The 16,032-nt window shown below is 66.4% G+C and carries 19 protein-coding genes and 1 tRNA gene; 3 read left to right on the forward strand and 17 right to left on the reverse strand.

Translation table 11 applies throughout. The features are described 5' to 3' along the window. Positions 1–100: 100 nt before the first annotated feature. The 3 genes from QUE68_RS03780 to QUE68_RS03790 are packed head-to-tail and all read right to left on the reverse strand — an operon-like array spanning position 101 to position 3,214. The gene (locus QUE68_RS03780; RefSeq protein WP_286275163.1) at positions 101–1,258 is read right to left on the reverse strand and encodes an XdhC family protein; all 1,158 of its coding nucleotides are present in this window, start codon (positions 1,256–1,258) and stop codon (positions 101–103) included. Between the two features lie 41 nt (positions 1,259–1,299). Next, positions 1,300–1,779, reverse strand: coding sequence for a hypothetical protein (locus QUE68_RS03785; protein WP_286275164.1), 480 nt, complete (start codon positions 1,777–1,779; stop codon positions 1,300–1,302). Positions 1,780–1,789: 10 nt separating this feature from the next. After that, positions 1,790–3,214: a DUF4185 domain-containing protein gene (locus tag QUE68_RS03790; RefSeq protein WP_353507023.1), complete on the reverse strand. Its 1,425-nt coding sequence runs from the start codon at positions 3,212–3,214 to the stop codon at positions 1,790–1,792. On the opposite strand from QUE68_RS03790, the gene QUE68_RS29455 reads away from it, so the two are divergent. Continuing rightward, positions 3,213–3,785 carry a hypothetical protein gene (locus QUE68_RS29455; RefSeq protein WP_349816655.1) on the forward strand — a complete coding sequence of 191 codons (573 nt, stop codon included), beginning with the start codon at positions 3,213–3,215 and terminating at the stop codon, positions 3,783–3,785. The genes QUE68_RS03790 and QUE68_RS29455 overlap by 2 nt on opposite strands. Positions 3,786–4,092: 307 nt before the next feature. On the opposite strand, the gene QUE68_RS03795 is transcribed toward QUE68_RS29455, so the two are convergent. The 4 genes from QUE68_RS03795 to QUE68_RS03810 all read right to left on the reverse strand — a co-directional run bounded on the left by QUE68_RS03795 (position 4,093) and on the right by QUE68_RS03810 (position 5,854). Continuing rightward, positions 4,093–4,449, reverse strand: a complete 357-nt coding sequence (locus QUE68_RS03795; protein ID WP_284224638.1) for a hypothetical protein — start codon at positions 4,447–4,449, stop codon at positions 4,093–4,095. Between the two features lie 40 nt (positions 4,450–4,489). Then, positions 4,490–4,894: an HNH endonuclease gene (locus tag QUE68_RS03800; RefSeq protein ID WP_284224639.1), complete on the reverse strand. Its 405-nt coding sequence runs from the start codon at positions 4,892–4,894 to the stop codon at positions 4,490–4,492. A 46-nt stretch (positions 4,895–4,940) separates the two neighbouring features. After that, a tRNA-Thr gene (locus tag QUE68_RS03805) sits at positions 4,941–5,015 on the reverse strand. A 23-nt stretch (positions 5,016–5,038) separates the two neighbouring features. Then, a complete protein-coding gene (locus tag QUE68_RS03810) occupies positions 5,039–5,854 on the reverse strand; it encodes a hypothetical protein (protein WP_284224640.1) in 816 nt (271 codons plus the stop codon). A gap of 111 nt (positions 5,855–5,965) precedes the next feature. On the opposite strand from QUE68_RS03810, the gene QUE68_RS03815 reads away from it, so the two are divergent. Together QUE68_RS03815 and QUE68_RS03820 are read left to right on the forward strand one after the other, a co-directional pair. After that, positions 5,966–6,685, forward strand: coding sequence for a response regulator transcription factor (locus QUE68_RS03815; RefSeq protein WP_284224641.1), 720 nt, complete (start codon positions 5,966–5,968; stop codon positions 6,683–6,685). 57 nt (positions 6,686–6,742) lie between these two features. Then, positions 6,743–8,206: a sensor histidine kinase gene (locus tag QUE68_RS03820; RefSeq protein WP_284224642.1), complete on the forward strand. Its 1,464-nt coding sequence runs from the start codon at positions 6,743–6,745 to the stop codon at positions 8,204–8,206. On the opposite strand, the gene QUE68_RS03825 is transcribed toward QUE68_RS03820, so the two are convergent. The 10 genes from QUE68_RS03825 to QUE68_RS03870 all read right to left on the reverse strand — a co-directional run bounded on the left by QUE68_RS03825 (position 8,178) and on the right by QUE68_RS03870 (position 15,931). Beyond that, the gene (locus QUE68_RS03825) at positions 8,178–8,582 is read right to left on the reverse strand and encodes an HIT family protein (RefSeq protein ID WP_284224643.1); all 405 of its coding nucleotides are present in this window, start codon (positions 8,580–8,582) and stop codon (positions 8,178–8,180) included. The genes QUE68_RS03820 and QUE68_RS03825 overlap by 29 nt on opposite strands. 92 nt (positions 8,583–8,674) lie before the next feature. Beyond that, entirely contained in the window at positions 8,675–9,520 is an 846-nt protein-coding gene (locus QUE68_RS03830) for an SDR family NAD(P)-dependent oxidoreductase (RefSeq protein ID WP_284230652.1), read from the reverse strand. Next, complete coding sequence (locus QUE68_RS03835) at positions 9,517–9,936, reverse strand: nuclear transport factor 2 family protein (protein WP_455013387.1); 420 nt, start codon at positions 9,934–9,936, stop codon at positions 9,517–9,519. The genes QUE68_RS03830 and QUE68_RS03835 overlap by 4 nt, the downstream gene beginning before the upstream one ends. A 16-nt stretch (positions 9,937–9,952) precedes the next feature. Next, complete coding sequence (locus QUE68_RS03840; protein WP_284232649.1) at positions 9,953–11,080, reverse strand: NDMA-dependent alcohol dehydrogenase; 1,128 nt, start codon at positions 11,078–11,080, stop codon at positions 9,953–9,955. A 94-nt stretch (positions 11,081–11,174) separates the two neighbouring features. Continuing rightward, positions 11,175–11,714 (reverse strand): nuclear transport factor 2 family protein, encoded by a 540-nt coding sequence (locus QUE68_RS03845; protein WP_286275167.1) that lies wholly within the window; start codon positions 11,712–11,714, stop codon positions 11,175–11,177. Between the two features lie 2 nt (positions 11,715–11,716). After that, on the reverse strand, positions 11,717–11,923 hold the full coding sequence (locus tag QUE68_RS03850) for a ferredoxin (protein WP_284224647.1): 207 nt from the start codon (positions 11,921–11,923) through the stop codon (positions 11,717–11,719). 8 nt (positions 11,924–11,931) lie between these two features. Continuing rightward, entirely contained in the window at positions 11,932–13,290 is a 1,359-nt protein-coding gene (locus QUE68_RS03855; RefSeq protein WP_284224648.1) for a cytochrome P450, read from the reverse strand. Further along, on the reverse strand, positions 13,287–14,114 hold the full coding sequence (locus tag QUE68_RS03860; RefSeq protein WP_286275168.1) for an SDR family oxidoreductase: 828 nt from the start codon (positions 14,112–14,114) through the stop codon (positions 13,287–13,289). The genes QUE68_RS03855 and QUE68_RS03860 overlap by 4 nt, the downstream gene beginning before the upstream one ends. After that, a complete protein-coding gene (locus QUE68_RS03865) occupies positions 14,115–15,314 on the reverse strand; it encodes a cytochrome P450 (protein ID WP_286275169.1) in 1,200 nt (399 codons plus the stop codon). Continuing rightward, entirely contained in the window at positions 15,311–15,931 is a 621-nt protein-coding gene (locus tag QUE68_RS03870) for a TetR/AcrR family transcriptional regulator (RefSeq protein WP_286275170.1), read from the reverse strand. The genes QUE68_RS03865 and QUE68_RS03870 overlap by 4 nt, the downstream gene beginning before the upstream one ends. Between the last annotated feature and the right edge of the window lie 101 nt (positions 15,932–16,032).

Raw genomic sequence — 16,032 nt, forward strand, 5'->3', positions numbered from 1 at the left:
CTCCTCAATCGCTTTCGCGTGTAAGTGGCGGGCGTCACATGACAGCGACAGCGCCGTTATCGTACACGGAGAGCGCTGGTAGCAAAAAGGGAGAGTGACGTTATCGCACGTCGGGGAGTCCTGCCGGGGCGATCTCGTGGGCGTCGTGGTGAATGCGCGTGTGTACCTCGGCCAGCGGGCGGCCGCCACCGCCCCACCGCCGGGCGATGATCTCGGCGACGATCGACACGGCCGTCTCCTCGGGGGTGCGGGCGCCGAGATCTAGTCCGATGGGGCTGGACAGCCGACCCGTCTCGGCCTCCGTCAGGCCGATGTCCCGCAGGCGGTCGAGGCGGTCGGCATGCGTCTGCCGCGAGCCCATTGCGCCCACGTAGCCGACCCGGGGCAAGCGGAGCGCCACCGCGAGCACGGGCACGTCGAACTTGGGGTCGTGGGTGAGCACGCAGATCACGGTTCTGGCGTCGATGCCCCCCGAGGCCTGCTGACCGGCGAGGTAGCGATCGGGCCAGTCGACGACCACCTCGTCGGCGGCGGGGAAACGCGCGGGGGTCGCGAAGACGGGTCGCGCGTCGCACACGGTGACGCGGTAGCCGAGCAGCGCGCCCTGCCGGGTGAGCGCCGCAGCGAAGTCGATGGCGCCGAAGACGATCATCCGCGGCCGTGGGGCGTGACTGGCGACGAAGACCTCCATGCCCTCGCTCTGGCGTTGACCGTCCGGGCCGTAGGTGAGCACGGCGGTTCGCCCGGCAGCCAGCAGGCCGCGGGCGTCGTCGGCGACCGCGTCATCCGCGCGGGTCGATCCGAGCGAGCCCTCGGCGCGGGACTCGCCGATCACCAGCCGGCGCCCGACCCACTCGACGTCGGGATGGGAGATCACCGTCGCCACCGCCGTCGGACGATGCGAGGCAATGTCGTCGGCGATGGCGTCGAGCTGCGGGAAGGTGCTGCGCGACAACGGCTCTGCAAAGATGTCGATGATCCCGCCGCAGGTCAGCCCGACGGCGAAGGCATCGTCGTCGGTGATGCCGTAGCGCTGCAGTTGGGGCCGCCCGGTGGCGACCACCTCACCGGCGAGATCGTAGACCGCCGCCTCGACGCAGCCACCCGACACCGAACCGGCGACCGTGCCGTCCGGCGACACCACCATGGCCGCCCCCGGCGCGCGGGGCGCCGACTTCATGGTGCGCACGACGGTCGCCAGGCCGGCCGTACCACCGGCCCGCCACACCGAGAGCAATTCATCCAGCACGTCGCGCACGCTTCGAGTCTAGGTTCAGAACCCCACCGTTGGAGCCCCGCCTAAGCGGTCTTCTCCCACAGGCAGTCGCCGGTCAGGTCGATGGTGAACAGCCTCGGTACCACCTCGAGCTTCAGCGGCTGACCCGGCTTCCCTTGGTCGGTGCGCGGCGGACCGACCGTCGGACTACCGGGAATGACGGCTGATTGACTAGCGCGGCAATCGGTTTCGGGTGTCAACGGGGTCGCCGTCCAGTCACCCGACAGCAGCGTGGGATTGCGGCGGCCCTCACCGTGCAGCGTCATGACGGGGCCGTAGCTGAGCCAGCGGTCGCTGACCGGGTACGGATCGGCGACGGGCACCCATGCCACCCCCGTACAGACGAGCGGCCGAGTTTCACCGGTCGGCCACGTCATCACGTCGGCGAGTTCGGCGGAGCACGACGAATCCGATTGCGGTGCCACGGGGTCGGCGGTGGCGACCGTCGGCGCGGACAGCGAGGCCGCGACGAGCGCTAACGCAATCAGGCTCAGTCGTAACATGATTCGAGCCCTAGACCTTGGTGAGGTCGGTCTTCATCAGCATCACGTTGTACGGCGTGAAGAGCGACAGGTTCCAGTACAGATCGGTGCCGGTGCCCATCGTGGACGTCGACCACGGATGCATCATGGGGGCGTAGATGCCGCCGGACTGCTGACCCAGGAGAATCTTCGCGGTCGACCACGCCCCCTGCGGGGTGTCCGAGGTTCGCATGACGATGTTGTTGAACTGATCGCCGTGGAGGACGACGTACTTCTTCAGTTGCTTGTTGTACTGCACCGACATCTCGCTGACTTGGTTGCCGGGGTTCGCGACGCCACACGCACCGGTGTCCTGGCCGAACACCGGCGTCGCCGCGGCGGGGTTGTTCTTGTACCAGCCGGCCGGGGTGGCGCCGATGCCGAACCATCCGCCCGCCGAACCCTTGCTGTAGTACTCGTACTTGGTGGTGTCGAGGATGTCCTTCTCGGCCACCCGCGATACGTACGCCGCGCCCTGGCGACCGTTCGGCGTGCCGTAGTTGTAGACGTAGCCGTCGCCCGGTCGGACGAAGGCGCCCTGCTGGAAGTTGTTGTTGCCGCCATACGGCTGGTTGTAGCGCACCGAGGAGGGCGCGACGGTCCAGTTCTCGCCATTGTCGGTGGAGTACGCGATCGCGGAGTAGTTCGTCGACCAGGTGCCAGCGGGACCCCAGTTCGTCACCGACATGAAGTTGACGTACTGCGTGACCCCGAACCGGGTACCGGGCGTCGGGACGGAGATGCCCGCGGTGGGGATCAACGTGATGCCGGCAGGCAAGCCGGAGGGGAAGATGATCTGCCGCGCGGTGGTCGGACTGCTCAACGGCGCGCCGCCGAACATGTTGCCGTTGAACCACTCTCCGTTGGGGATCGTCATGCCGTCGGAGAGGTTGGTGTCCGCGCTGCGGAGCAGCACGTTGAAGCGCCAGTTGCCCGTCATGTTGGCGCCACTGAACGTATCGCCGAAGGCCATCAGCACCTGGTGCTCGTTGTACGGCGTCGTCGGATCGTCGACCATGCCGTTGTCCCAGATCACGCCAACATCGGTGCCGGTGATGCCGAAGCGGGTCAGCGTGTCGGCGATCAGCGGGTTGCCGGTCTGGTAGTTGCCCGTCACCCATTGGACGAATTGCGTCGACGGGCTCAGCTGAGCACCCGGCAGGGGAAAGTTCGGAATGTTGACGGCCGCGGCGGCGGCCTGCGCGAAGGCGGTGGTGGCCGCGGCCAGCGCGACCTCGGTGGTATCGACGGTCGCCGCCTGCGGCTGAGTGGCACCACCGGTGACGGCGGTGACGAAGTTCTCGAACTCGCGGCGGGCGAAGGCCAGCAGGGACCAGGCGAAGGGCGGTTCAGCCGGTGTGGTCGAGCCGGCGCCGATGAACGGGCTCAGCACCCAGTTGACGACGCTGGACACCATGTTGCTGACGATGGCCAGCGGGTTCTGCGGCGCTGCCGGAGCCGGGGTGGGCGTGGTCACCTCTACGGCCGCGACCCGGGCGACGGACGCCGTGCTGGTCGAGGCGACGGTGGAGACCACCGGCGCAGCGGCGGCCACCACTGCCGGCTTCGGCGCTGCGGCCACGGGCTCGGTCGTGGTCGCCTTTTGGACCGTGCCGGAGGAGACGGTCGGCGTAGTCGGTTTCGGCGTTGAGGCCGCCGCGGGGGTCGCGTTGGACGTCGGGTTCTTGCGCGGCGCGGTCGGTTCCGGGGCCGTGACCTCGGACTTGGGTTCGGTGACCGCGGGTTCGGGCTCGGGCTCGGTGACCGCGGGCTCGGGTTCGGTGACCTCTGGTTGGGGCGTCGCCGTCGGTTTCGTTGTCGACGTGCTGCCCGAGGTGCCGGTATTCGTCTGGGCACTGACCACCATGCCGCCGGAGGGCGCGTCGGAGGTCGGGCTCGAGGTCGTCGGCTCGTCGTCCGAGGAGTCCGGTGTACTGGTCGACGGCGTCGTGGCGTCCGGCGTCGAAGGCCCGGCAGCCGTTTCCTGATTGGGAGCGGTGTCACCCGACGTGGTCGTCGAGCTTGCCGAGCTCGCCGAACTGGTGGATGACGTCTCGTCTGCGGCGGCGACCCCGTAGCCCGTGGCGATCGCAGTTCCGACCCCCAGAGCAACGGCTAGCGAGCCGACCCGACCGATGTACCTTGCGGCTCCCATGCTGCCCCTTTAGACGTGGTGAAACATCCTTCCCCGACGGATGAGCAACATTGAATCGCAATCCCGACGAGCGCACTGGCGAAAGCCCGATTTCGTCACAGCCTTCCCACCAGTTTCCTTCGTCACGGTGGTCCGTCGCGTTACAGTTTGCCCAGGGCCTGTTCGTACAGCGCGAAGGCATCGGCCAGTCCGTCACCCACCCAGGCGTCGACGATCCCGACCCTGTCGGCCACCAGCTGAATCTGAGTCACCCACGCTTCGAACCCCCGGTCGGTGCGTAGGGCGTCGATCTGCTCGCGGGTGCCCTGGATCAGGAGGAAGCCCCCCAAGTCCGTGCTCTGCGGCTTGAGGATCGCGGCGTCGAAGCGCTCGATGCGGCCCTCCCGAGAGAGCTGTTCGAGGTAGCCCGTGAGCGACGACTTGAGAAGTCCCAACGCCGTCTCTTCGCGTCCGCGGGCTGGGATGCCCCATGACACCCAGACGCCAGCTTCAGACATGGTTTCCTCCTCGGTTCGTCGAGATTCCCGTCACCGCCATCTAATACGACTGCCCGTCGGCGTACCGCTGTCGCCGGAAGTGGCGGCCATTGCCGCGGTTCCGACTCTTGTACGTCGCCAACTGTGAGTCACAGTTCGGGCACACCAGTCGTAGGTTCTCCCGTCGGTTGTTGGTCGGGTTCCCGTCGATGTGGTCGAGCACCAGTGCGAGAGGCAGACCCAGCCACGTGCTCACTCCACCGCAGATCGCGCAGCAGCCGGACTGAGCCTCGGCGATGTACAGCCGAATGTAGTGACCATCGTGGCTGTCGATGCGTGCCTCACCGGTCTCGAGCCAACGCCGCGTACTCGTGGTGCGCCGAGCCGCGGCCTGACACACATTGCCGCAGTAGACCTTCTGGCTGCGCTTCATGAGCGCCGAGCCGCAATGTCGACACTGCCTCATGGGGCAGAGGATACGACCGGCTACCGACAACCAGTCGTGCCGCTATTGGAGCCCCCTATCGGGATCGAACCGATGGCCTACGCTTTACAAGAGCGTTGCTCTACCGCTGAGCTAAGGAGGCTTGGACAGGGTCAGCCTATCGGTTCACTCGTCGGGGTCGATGATCCGCTGCGAGGTCACCGGGCGCGGTGTCGGCCGCCGCCCGCGGGCCCGCGGCATCGGAATCCGGCCGGCGATGTTGCTGAGCGGATTGACCACCTGACTGAGGGTGTTGACCGCGTCGTACAGCGCGTCGATGGTCGGGGCCAGCGCCTCGAGTCCCGGAGCCAACCGGTTCAGGGTGTCGGCGACGTCGGCAAGTCTGATTAGCGGACCGTTCTCCGCGGTCAGTGTGTCGAGCAACCCGCCCTCGGCGAGCAGCTTGTCCGCCACGCCGTCCTCGCGCAGGACTCGCTCGATGAGCCCGTCGTTGGCCAGCAGCTGATCGGCCAGCCCGCCCGGTGCGATGAGCCGAGAGATCGCGCCGTCGTCGGTCGTCATGCGGTCGATCAACCCGCCCTCGGACGTCATCTGGTCGATCAGTCCGCCGGGCGCCACCGCGCGCGCGACGGGGCCGGTCTCCGCTGTCAGCCGGTCGAGCAGGCCACCGTCGGCGGTCAGTTGATCGACGAGGCCCCCGGGTTTGAGCAGGCGATTGAGCGGGCCGTCCGGTGCCAGGGCTCGGCCCAGCGGAGCGTCGTCGTCCATTAGGTGGGCCAGCCGATTGGCCCGGTCGACGGCGTCCTCGAGGCCGAGCAGCTGGGCAAATGACGATCTGTTGACGGGCACCCCGCCGTCGCTCAGCCCGCGCTGGACGACGTTCAGCGTCTCGCTCGCGATGCCGAGCCCCATTTCGGCCACCGCGACGCCGATGCGCACCGGAGCGGTCGCGACGTCGACGAGGGCTTTGCCGAGATTCATGGAGTTCAGTGTATGGCGACGGTCACACCGAGGAACCCCGGGCGTAACTCACAGGAACCTCACAGTGCCCATGCAGCGTCATGGCACCGGAATGGGAGGACATTGAGGTGCATGGCAATGGCTGCGATCCCCGATTCCGTCCCCGAAGCACGGGTGCTCGTCGTCGACGACGAAATCAACATCGTCGAGTTGCTCTCGGTGAGCTTGAAGTTCCAGGGCTTCGAGGTGCATACCGCATCCAGCGGGCCGGCCGCCCTGGACAAGGCCCGCGAGGTGCGACCCGACGCGGTCATCCTCGACGTGATGATGCCGGGGATGGACGGATTCGGGGTGCTGCGGCGATTGCGGGCCGACGGCATCGACTCGCCTGCGCTGTTCCTGACAGCCCGCGATTCCCTGCAGGACAAGATCGCCGGCCTCACCCTCGGCGGTGACGACTACGTGACCAAGCCGTTCAGCCTCGAAGAAGTGGTGGCGCGACTGCGCGTCATCCTCCGCCGTTCCGGACGCGGCGTCGAAGAACCGCGTAGTGCCCGTCTGACGTTTGCCGACATCGAACTCGACGAGGACACCCACGAGGTGTGGAAGGCCGGCGAGCCCGTCTCGCTGTCGCCGACGGAGTTCACCCTGCTCCGGTACTTCATCATCAACGCGGGCACCGTGCTCTCCAAGCCGAAGATCCTCGACCACGTCTGGCGCTACGACTTCGGCGGCGACGTGAACGTGGTGGAGTCCTACGTCTCCTACCTGCGGCGCAAGATCGACACCGGCGAGAAGCGTCTCCTGCACACCCTGCGCGGTGTGGGATACGTGCTGCGCGAACCGCGCTAGCGCGCGCGGATGCGTGAGTTCGCCGGCCAGCGCCCGCGCTTTTTGCACAATGGGGGCATGGCAGGTCTGCGCGGGCGTTCGAAGGGCCGCGGTATTCCACTGCGGGTAGGTCTGGTGGCCGCCACGCTGGTCTTGGTGGCCTGCGGCTTGCTCGCCTCGGGTGTCGCGGTCACCTCGATCATGCGGCACAGCCTGATCAACCGGGTCGACGAAACGCTGCTCGACGCCTCGCGTGGCTGGGCTCAGGCGCCGCGCCGCATGCCGGTCACGCCGATGGAGGATCCGAACCCGGCTCGGCCGCCGTCGAACTTCTACGTCCGCGGGATCGACTCCGACGGGCGCATCTGGATGGCGGTCAACGACCGCGAGGCCGAACCGGCACTGCCCGACAGCAACGACGTCGGACCGGTCCCCGTCACCGTGGGTTCCATCGACGACTCGAAGGTGCAGTGGCGGGCGATGACGGTGCGCGGTCTGCGCGGTGAGCTGACCACGGTCGCCATCGACCTCTCGGACGTGTCGTCGACCGTCGCCGCGCTGCTCTGGTCGCAGATCGGCATCGGTGTTGCGGTCCTGCTGGTGCTTGGCATCGCCGGGTACGCCGTGGTGCACCGAAGTCTGCGACCACTCGTCGAGGTCGAGCAGACGGCGGCGGCGATCGCCGGTGGGGAATTGGATCGGCGTATCCCGCAACGCGATTCGCGGACCGAGGTCGGACGATTGTCGCTGGCGCTCAATGGGATGCTGGCACAGATCCAACGGGCGGTGGCCTCGTCGGAGGCGTCGGCCGAGCAGGCGCGCACCTCCGAGGACCGGATGCGCCGTTTCATCACCGACGCCAGCCACGAGCTGCGGACCCCGTTGACGACCATCCGGGGATTCGCCGAGCTCTACCGCCAGGGCGCGGCGCGCGACGTCGAACTCCTGATGAACCGCATCGAGAGCGAGTCTCAGCGGATGGGTCTGCTCGTCGAGGATCTGCTCCTGCTTGCCAGGCTGGATGCGCAACGCCCCATGGAACGGCGTCGCGTCGATCTGCTGTCGCTGGCCAGTGACTCCGTCCACGACGCCCGGTCGGTCGCTCCGAAGCGCACGATCACCATGGAGGTGCTCGACGGCCCGGGGACCCCCGAGGTGCTAGGCGACGAGGCGCGATTGCGTCAGGTACTGGGGAATCTGGTGGCCAATGCGATGCAGCACACGCCGGAGTCCGCGAGCATCGCGATCAGGGTCGGCACGGATCAGGACTACGCGATCCTCGAGGTGTCCGACGAAGGGCCAGGGATGAGCCGCGACGATGCGCACCGGATCTTCGAGCGGTTCTACCGCACCGACTCCTCGCGAGCGCGCAGCAGCGGCGGTACCGGCCTCGGCCTGTCCATCGTCGACTCGTTGGTGTACGCCCACGGCGGTACGGTCAGCGTCACCACCGCACCTGGCGAAGGGTGCCGCTTCACCGTGCAACTCCCGCGCATCGCGGACATTCCTACGGTCAATCCAGTTGTGCCAGCGCCGCTTTGATCTTCGTCTGAGCCTCGTCGAGTGATTCCGGAGACGGGTTGCGGTCGACGTTGGCGAAGCCGAAGTCGGACAGATCGCGGGCCGGGAACACGTGCACGTGCAGGTGTGGTACTTCGAGGCCGGCGATGATCAACCCCGTGCGCTCCACGCCGAAGGCCTTTGATACCGCCCGACCGATGCGCTGCGACACCTCCATCACCCGGGCGAACGCGGCCGGTTCGACGTCCTGCCAGTTGTCGATCTCCGCACGTGGCACCACGAGCGTGTGCCCCGGTGTCATCGGCTCGATCGTGAGGAAGGCGACGACGTCGTCATCCTCGTAGACGAATCGCCCTGGAATCTCGCGGTTGATGATCTTGGTGAACACGGAGGCCATGGATCGAGCATGCCAGAGCTCGCTCTCCCGCCGCTCGTGAATCCTCTGCGGTGATCGGGCCTCGAAGTCGCACACATTTCACGAGCGCGGCTTTAGCGGTGGATGAAGCCGTCGAGCTCCGCGAGCGACCACGGCGCGGAGGTGTGATGATCGCGGTAGGCGACGATGCTCGGAGTGGGCCGATCGAAGCGGCCCACGAATCCGCCTGCGGCGATGAAGACTTGGCCGGTCACGTCGGCGGCGAGAGCACTCGCCAGATAGGCGTAGGTCGGCGCCGCATACTCCGGTGGCGCCGCGTCGAGCGCACCCTGCATGCTCAGCTCGTCGAGCATGCCGCGCCGATGGAGATCCTTGATCTGTGCCTCGTACTCCGGCCCGGTCGACAACCGCGTCCTCGCACCGGGACACACGACGTTCGCCCGGACGCCATGGGGTTTCAGCTCCGCGGCGATCGCGAGGGTCAGGCCGTTGACGGCGCCCTTCCCCGCCGGATAACCCGTTCCGCCATAATCGCCGAGGAAGGCGAACGAACTGGTGTTGACGATCGCCCCGCCACCCTGGGCGACCATCTTCGGCGCCGCCGCCCGGCACGTCTCGAACACCGTGCCGAGATGCGCGTCGAGCAGGTTGCGAAACTGGCCAGAGGTCACGGTCAGGATCGACGAGCCGACGGGCTCTGCCGTTCCGGCGCAGTTGATCAGGGCATCGATGCGGCCGAAATGCGCCATGCACGAGTCGATTAGCGCGTCGGCGGTCGAGGGGTCGGCTGGCGAGCCGGGAAAGCCGACCACGCTACCGCCCACACACGCCACCGCTTCCGACACCGCGTCGGCATCCCGGCCGTTGATCACCACGCCGAAGCCCTGGGAAGCGAGCAGCTCGGCGACGGCGAGGCCGATGCCGCGGGAGCCCCCGACGACGACGGCGCCGAGGGTCAGCTCGCGTCCTCCTGGCCGAACTGCATGGCATCCATGTTCCAGTAGCCCCGCAGGTTGGTGATCAGTCCGGCGTCGTTGACGCGGTAGGTGAACACGCCGCGCACCGTCGCCGTGAAACCGTTCGGAAACTCAGTGTGCAGCACCAGGATGTAGGCGATCTCCGTCGGTGAGCTCGACGGAAACGTCTCCTCGCGGGTCACGGTCAGCTGGTTGGGGCCGATGTTGGCGTCGTAGAACGCCGCGACGGCCTCCTTGCCCCGCACACCGTTGCCGTCGGGGTTGGTGACGGACTCGCCGATCGGATCCTCGATGACGACGTCGTCCGTCATCAACGCCAACCAACCCTCGCGGTCACCCGTTTGGACGCACCGCCACGACGCCTCCGATGCCGCGACGACCGGTGCTACGTCGACCATGTCCTGCGACACCGGCTTACCTGTCCGCGTCGGTGTAACGGATGACGCCGCGAATGTTGCGGCCCTCCAGCATGTCCTTGTAGCCCTCGTTGATCTGTTCGAGCTTGTACTGCGTGGTGATCATGTCGTCGAGGTTGAGCTTGCCCGCCTTGTACATCGACAGCAGCTGAGGAATGTCGAAGTGCGGGTTGCCGCCACCGAAGATGGTGCCCTGGATCCGCTTCTGCATGAGGGTCAGCATCGCCAGGTTCAGGTTGACGTTGGTGTCGAGCAGGCTGCCGATGGCGGTCAGGACGGTGGTGCCGCCCTTGGAGGTGAGGTTGACGTAGGTGTCGACGTCGGCACCCTTGAGCTCACCGACCGTCACGATGACCTGCTTGGCCATCAGGCCGTGGGTGGCCTCGGCGATACCCGCGAAGGCGGCGTCGGTATCTGGATAGGCATGCGTCGCACCGAACTTCAGGGCCGCGTCACGCTTCCACTCCACCGGCTCGATGACGAAGACGTGGCGGGCGCCCGCGTTGACCGCACCCTGGACGGCTGACATTCCGACGCCGCCGACGCCGATCACCAGGACGTCGTCACCGGGGCGGATGTCACCGGCCTTGACGGCCGAGCCGTAACCCGTCGTCACGCCGCAGCCCACGAGGCAGGCGACCTCGAAGGGGATCGACGGATCGATCTTCACCACGGAACTCTTGTGCACGACCATGTACGGGCTGAAAGTACCGAGCAGGGTCATGGGGAAGACTGGCTGGCCCTTGGCCGTGATGCGGTGGGTGCCGTCGGAGACGGCTTGGCCGCCAAGCAGTCCGGCGCCCAGGTCGCACAGGTTGCGCATGCCGGCCTGACAGGAAGGGCAGGCGCCGCACGACGGGATGAAGGACAGCACCACGTGATCACCGGGCGCAATGTCCTCGACACCGGGGCCGACTTCCGTCACGATGCCCGCGCCTTCGTGGCCGCCAAGCACCGGGAAACCGGCCATCGGGATGTCACCGGTCACCAGGTGATGGTCGGAATGGCACATGCCAGACGCTTCCATCTGGATCTTGACCTCGTCCTTGACGGGGTCGCCGATCTCGATCTCCTCGATCGACCACGGCTGGTTGAACTCCCAGATGAGAGCACCTTTTGTCTTCATCGGTACATGCCTTCCGCTAGAGCCAGTGAAGCCAGACTAGAACCTCTAGTTAAGTGGGTCACACCCACCCCAAGCAACCGCTTGGTGGGATCCGTCACCAGATCGGGACGGGTGCCTCGCCGAGGGGGTAGTAACCGGGTAGTTTCTCGCCGGCGACGCTGCGCTCGATGCGCTTCTGCATCGTCGGTGTGAGGTCGCCGGTCTCGATGAGCTTGATGAACGCCTTCTGCACGTGGCCGAAGTCGAAGAAGTCGCGCTGCCATTCGATGAGCAGATCGTCGTTCAGCCGGAACCAGCTGCCGCCGATGCCGTAGATCTCGTCCCGGGTGCCGTCACCCTTGTTGGCGACCTGCTTCCAGAACCCGACGATCTCGTTCTGCTTCTCGTCGATCAGCACCTTCTGGTATTCGTAGACCCAGTTCTCCAGGCCTTCCATCTCCAAACCGAGAGCGACGTCCCGGATTTCGCTCTTGCCGACGCACATCACGTCTTCCTTGGGGCCGATGTTCCAGCCGTAGGTGGCGTCCTCGGTGTAGAACTCGGCCAGCAGCTTCCAATCGCCGGCGGCTTCACCGTCCTTGTTGGCCTGCAGCCAGCGCTCGACCCAGTCCTCGAGCTCTTCGCGTGACGCCATTGTCAGTCCTTCTCTCTGAGGGAAATTGCTTGGGTGGGACACATTTCGATCGCCCGCTCGACGTCCTCACGGATGTCGTCGGGTGGCTCGACATCGAGGATCTCGACGACGCCCCGTTTGGGCACGGCGAACACGTCGGGGGCCTCCAGTTCGCACATCGCGTGGCCCTGGCACAGGTCCTCGTCGAGTTCCACGCGATAGCAGCCCATGAGGATTCCTACCTGGCCCGCTTGCGGTAGCGAACCTTCGCGGGCCGAGCCAGCTGAACGACCATCTTGGAGTGGTCGTTCTGGTAACTATCGGCAGGCTGGGACATCTCGAACTCGTACTCGCGCAACAAGACCGAGAAGATCGCCTTGATCTGCATCTGGGCGAACGCCGCCCCGACGCAGCGATGCTTTCCCGCCCCGAAGGGGATCCACGTCCAGCGGTTCACCAGATCTTCCTGACGCGGCTTCTGATAGCGATCGGGGTCGAAGCCGTCCGGGTCGGGGAAGTCCTCGGGGATCCGGTTCGAGATCGCCGGCGAGGCGGCCACCATCTGCCCCTGGTGGATCGGGTAGCCCGCCACCTCGAACTCGTCCTGCGCGACACGCATCAGGATGATGAGCGGCGGATGGAGGCGCAACGTCTCCTTCAGTGAGTTGTCCAGCTTCGGAATCTGCCGCAGCGCATGAAAACTGACTTCCTGGCCGTCGGCGTAGAGCTCGTCGAGCTCCTGCTGAACCTGGGCGTACACCTCGGGGTTTCGCAGCAGTTCGATCAACGTCCACGACGAGGTCCCCGAGCTGGTGTGGTGGCCCGCGAACATCAGTGAGATGAACATGCCCGTGACTTCATTGGCCGTGAAGCGCGGGTTGCCCTCGTCGTCCTTGATCGAGACCAGGACGTCGAGCAGGTCGCGATCGTCTTTGCCCTTGGGCGGGTTGGCGATTCGCCCGTCCATGATCTCCTGCACCAGGGCGACGAGTTTCACGCGGGACTCGTCCCGGATCCGGAAGCTCTCGATGTCCAGGTAGGGGTCGACGTAGCACAGTGGATCGGTGCCGCGCTCGAGCTGGTGGTAGTACTGCGCGAACCGGCTGTCGAGCTGCTCGCGGAACTTCAGCCCGATCAGGCACGCCGTCGAGGTGTAGATCGTCAGCTCGGAGAAGAAGTCGAGCAGTTCGATCTCACCCTCGTCGCCCCAGTCGGCAATGATCTTGTGGACCTCGTTCTCGATGGTTGCTGCGTGGCCCTTCATCTGCTCACCACGCAGTGCGGTGTTGTGCAGCATCTCGGCCCGGCGCTCGGGGTCGGCGTCGAACACCACGCCCTCGCCGAAGATCGGCGTCATGAAGGGGTAGGCCTCGGCCTGGTTGAGCTCGGCGTCGCTGGACCGGAAGAAGAACTCGTTGGCCTCCGAGCCGGACAGCATCACGACCTGCTTGTCGGCGAGCTGGAACCAGCCGACGTCGCCGCACTCGTCTCGGATGCGTTGCATCAGGCCGATCGGGTCGGTGCGGAACTCCTCGAGGTGGCCGTGTTCCTCTTCCTCGCCACCGGAGACGCGGAGAACCTCTTTGGTGATGGTCATGTGGTCGGGTTCTCCTCGTTGAGGACGAGCTTTTGGCGCTCTGAGGGGTGGCTCGTCAGCGGCGCTTCGGGCTGAAGCTCCATGTTCGCGATGAACCCGCCGCGAGGCGTCTCGGCGACGAAGGTGATGGCGCGGGCCAAATCCGAAGCGCGCAGAAAGTAGTCGTGCCGCGCCTGGCCCCACTTGGCCCAGTCCTCGAGGGCGGGGCCGATGAGATCGGCGGGCAGGCTCCAACCCATCGAGGTCTTCGTCGGGCCGGGATGCACGATCGAGGCCCGAACTCCGGTGCCCTCCAACTCCATCTGGAAGTTGGTGACCATCGCGACCAGTGCCGCCTTCGCCGCGCCGTACGCGCCCATATGCGGCCGCTGCCGGAGCGCCACGTCCGAGCCGACGAAGATCAGGTCACCGCGCTGGCGTTCGAGCATGCCGGGGAGCACCGCGGCGGCGAGTCGGTTGGCCCCGACCAGATGGATCTGCAGTTGCGAGTTGAAGTCCTCGGTGCTGATGTCGGCCAGCTTGCCGAAGTAGGTGTCGCCGGCGCCGGCCACCAGGACATCGATCTCACCGAGCGCGTCAACGGCGTTGGCCAGGAACGACTTCACCGAATTCGGGTCGGTGACGTCGAGGTGGAAGCCGACCGCTTCACCGCCCTCGGCGCGGATCTTGCCGACCAGGTCGTCGAGTTTCTCCACGCGCCGGGCGCCGAGCGCGACGGGGAAGCCGCGGGACGCGAGTTCGATGGCGGTGGCCTCACCGATGCCTGCAGACGCACCGGCGACGATGGCCGGTCTGCGGTCGGGGAGCGGAGGGAAACGGGGCATCTATCGGGCCTTCACGGTGATGGGCAGATGGGCGAATCCTCGAACGTTGCTGGAGTGCACGCGGACCGAGTTGGCCTCGTCGACGTCGTACCCGCGGACCCGCTTGAAGAACTCGGTCAGTGCGACCTGGGCCTCCATCCGGGCGAGGTGGGCTCCTAGGCAGAAGTGCGCCCCACTACCGAAACTCACCAGCTTGGAGCCGATGTCGCGACCGATGCGATAGCTGTCGGGGTCAGTGAAGACGCGATCGTCGCGGTTGGCCGAACCGGGGAGCAGCAACAGCACGTCCCCCTCGGGAATCGTGGTGTCGTACATCGTCATCTCTGCGGACACGGAGCGCGCCAGGATCTGGCTCGACGTGTCGTAGCGCAACGTTTCCTCGACCCACGGCTTGACCAGCGAATGATCGTCGAAGACCGGCGCCAGTTCGGCAGGATTCTTGAAGCCCCAATATGCCGCGTTGGCAAGCAGTTTGGTGGTGGTCTCGTTACCCGCGACGACCATCAGGAACAGGAACGCCATGATCTCCTCGTCGGTGAGCTTGTCACCGTCGATCTCGGCCTCCAGTAGCGCCGACGTCAAATCGTCGGACGGCTTCTTGCGCCGGGTGGTCACCATGTCGGCGTAGTAGACCAGGAGGTCACCTGAGGCCTGCATCGCCTCGGCGGGCACGTCGGAGACACCGTCGTCGCGGTGCATCACGCCGTCGGCGAGGGCGCGGATGCGGACCCTGTCCTCGTCGGGGACGCCCATCAACTCCGAGATGACGTCCATCGGTAGCTTGCCTGCGAAGTCGTCGACGAAGTCGAAGCTGTCGGATTGCAGCGCCGCGTCGAGATGCTGCACCGCGATCTCTGTGACGCGGCCCTCGAGCTCGCGGATGCGTCTCGGCGTGAAGCCCTTCGAGACGAGGGTGCGTAGACGGAGGTGACCGGGATCGTCGAGGGCGAGGAACGACATCACCCGGTGTGCCTCGTCGTTGCGCGAGATGGGGTCAAGCGAGACGCCATGCTTGTTCGACAACGTCGTGCTGTTGCGGAAGCCCTGCACCACGTCGGTGTGCCGTGACAACGCCCAGAATTTCAGCTGCGCATTGTGATAGAGCGGCGCTTCGTCGCGCAGCCGCCGGTAGTACGGATACGGATCCTCGTGGAAGTCGTAGTCGTACGGGTCGAGCAGTGGTGGGGCGGTGGTGGTCATCGGTCGTCTCCGGCTATGAGGCCGACCACGTAGCTCAGGCGGTCGGCGATCTGGTGGTAGGTGAAGACGCCGCTGCCGGCGTTGACCAGCGCGCCGAAGAAGGTCATCTCGAGGGCGGACACCACGCGCGGATCCGCGTCGGGTCCGACGGCGGACCGGATGCGGCGGTGGATCTCGCCGCCGATGCGGTCGCGCACGCGACGCACGGTCGGATCGGCGCCGGCCAGTAGGACCGTGGTGCAGGCCGCCGCCACCTCGGGGTCGTCGGCCACGGTCAGCGCCATGCTGCGCAGCGCCTGCTCGACGCGGGTCGGCATCGGCTCGTTCACGTCGGTGAAGAACGGCACCTGCTTCAGCAGGTCGAGGTAGATCTCGGCGATGAGGTGGTTCTTCGACGAGAAGTAGGTGTAGGCCGTGGCCGGCGCAACCTTCGCCCGCGCGGCGACCGCGCGTACCGTCAGGTCGCCGTACGAGGTCTCGCGCAGCATCTCCAGGCCGGCGGTGAGCACCTTGCGGAAGGTCTCCTCCTGGCGCCGGTTGCGCGGCGTCTCGCCGAGGGCCGCCGCCGAAGACTCCGACGGCTCCCCGGTGACGTCGAACACAGCATCACTGGACACATGTCCAAGTTATCGGACCGCCAGGCCAGTCGGCAAGCCACTCGGCGATATTGCCCTGAAAGACCAGCTCCTGGCGTCCGTTTTCGAGGTGCGGGTGTTCA

The sequence above is a fragment of the Mycolicibacterium sp. TUM20985 genome, from assembly GCF_030295745.1.
Classification (GTDB): Bacteria; Actinomycetota; Actinomycetes; order Mycobacteriales; family Mycobacteriaceae; genus Mycobacterium.

Coding starts and splice junctions, on each gene's coding strand:
- QUE68_RS03785 (WP_286275164.1), bottom strand. CDS start 1,779: ATGTTACGACTGAGCCTGATTGCGTTAGCGCTCGTCGCGGCCTCGCTG.
- QUE68_RS29455 (WP_349816655.1), top strand. CDS start 3,213: ATGTTGCTGACGATGGCCAGCGGGTTCTGCGGCGCTGCCGGAGCCGGG.
- QUE68_RS03790 (WP_353507023.1), bottom strand. CDS start 3,214: ATGGTGTCCAGCGTCGTCAACTGGGTGCTGAGCCCGTTCATCGGCGCC.
- QUE68_RS03795 (WP_284224638.1), bottom strand. CDS start 4,449: ATGTCTGAAGCTGGCGTCTGGGTGTCATGGGGCATCCCAGCCCGCGGA.
- QUE68_RS03800 (WP_284224639.1), bottom strand. CDS start 4,894: ATGAGGCAGTGTCGACATTGCGGCTCGGCGCTCATGAAGCGCAGCCAG.
- QUE68_RS03810 (WP_284224640.1), bottom strand. CDS start 5,854: ATGAATCTCGGCAAAGCCCTCGTCGACGTCGCGACCGCTCCGGTGCGC.
- QUE68_RS03815 (WP_284224641.1), top strand. CDS start 5,966: ATGGCAATGGCTGCGATCCCCGATTCCGTCCCCGAAGCACGGGTGCTC.
- QUE68_RS03820 (WP_284224642.1), top strand. CDS start 6,743: ATGGCAGGTCTGCGCGGGCGTTCGAAGGGCCGCGGTATTCCACTGCGG.
- QUE68_RS03825 (WP_284224643.1), bottom strand. CDS start 8,582: ATGGCCTCCGTGTTCACCAAGATCATCAACCGCGAGATTCCAGGGCGA.
- QUE68_RS03835 (WP_455013387.1), bottom strand. CDS start 9,936: ATGGTCGACGTAGCACCGGTCGTCGCGGCATCGGAGGCGTCGTGGCGG.
- QUE68_RS03840 (WP_284232649.1), bottom strand. CDS start 11,080: ATGAAGACAAAAGGTGCTCTCATCTGGGAGTTCAACCAGCCGTGGTCG.
- QUE68_RS03845 (WP_286275167.1), bottom strand. CDS start 11,714: ATGGCGTCACGCGAAGAGCTCGAGGACTGGGTCGAGCGCTGGCTGCAG.
- QUE68_RS03850 (WP_284224647.1), bottom strand. CDS start 11,923: ATGGGCTGCTATCGCGTGGAACTCGACGAGGACCTGTGCCAGGGCCAC.
- QUE68_RS03855 (WP_284224648.1), bottom strand. CDS start 13,290: ATGACCATCACCAAAGAGGTTCTCCGCGTCTCCGGTGGCGAGGAAGAG.
- QUE68_RS03860 (WP_286275168.1), bottom strand. CDS start 14,114: ATGCCCCGTTTCCCTCCGCTCCCCGACCGCAGACCGGCCATCGTCGCC.
- QUE68_RS03865 (WP_286275169.1), bottom strand. CDS start 15,314: ATGACCACCACCGCCCCACCACTGCTCGACCCGTACGACTACGACTTC.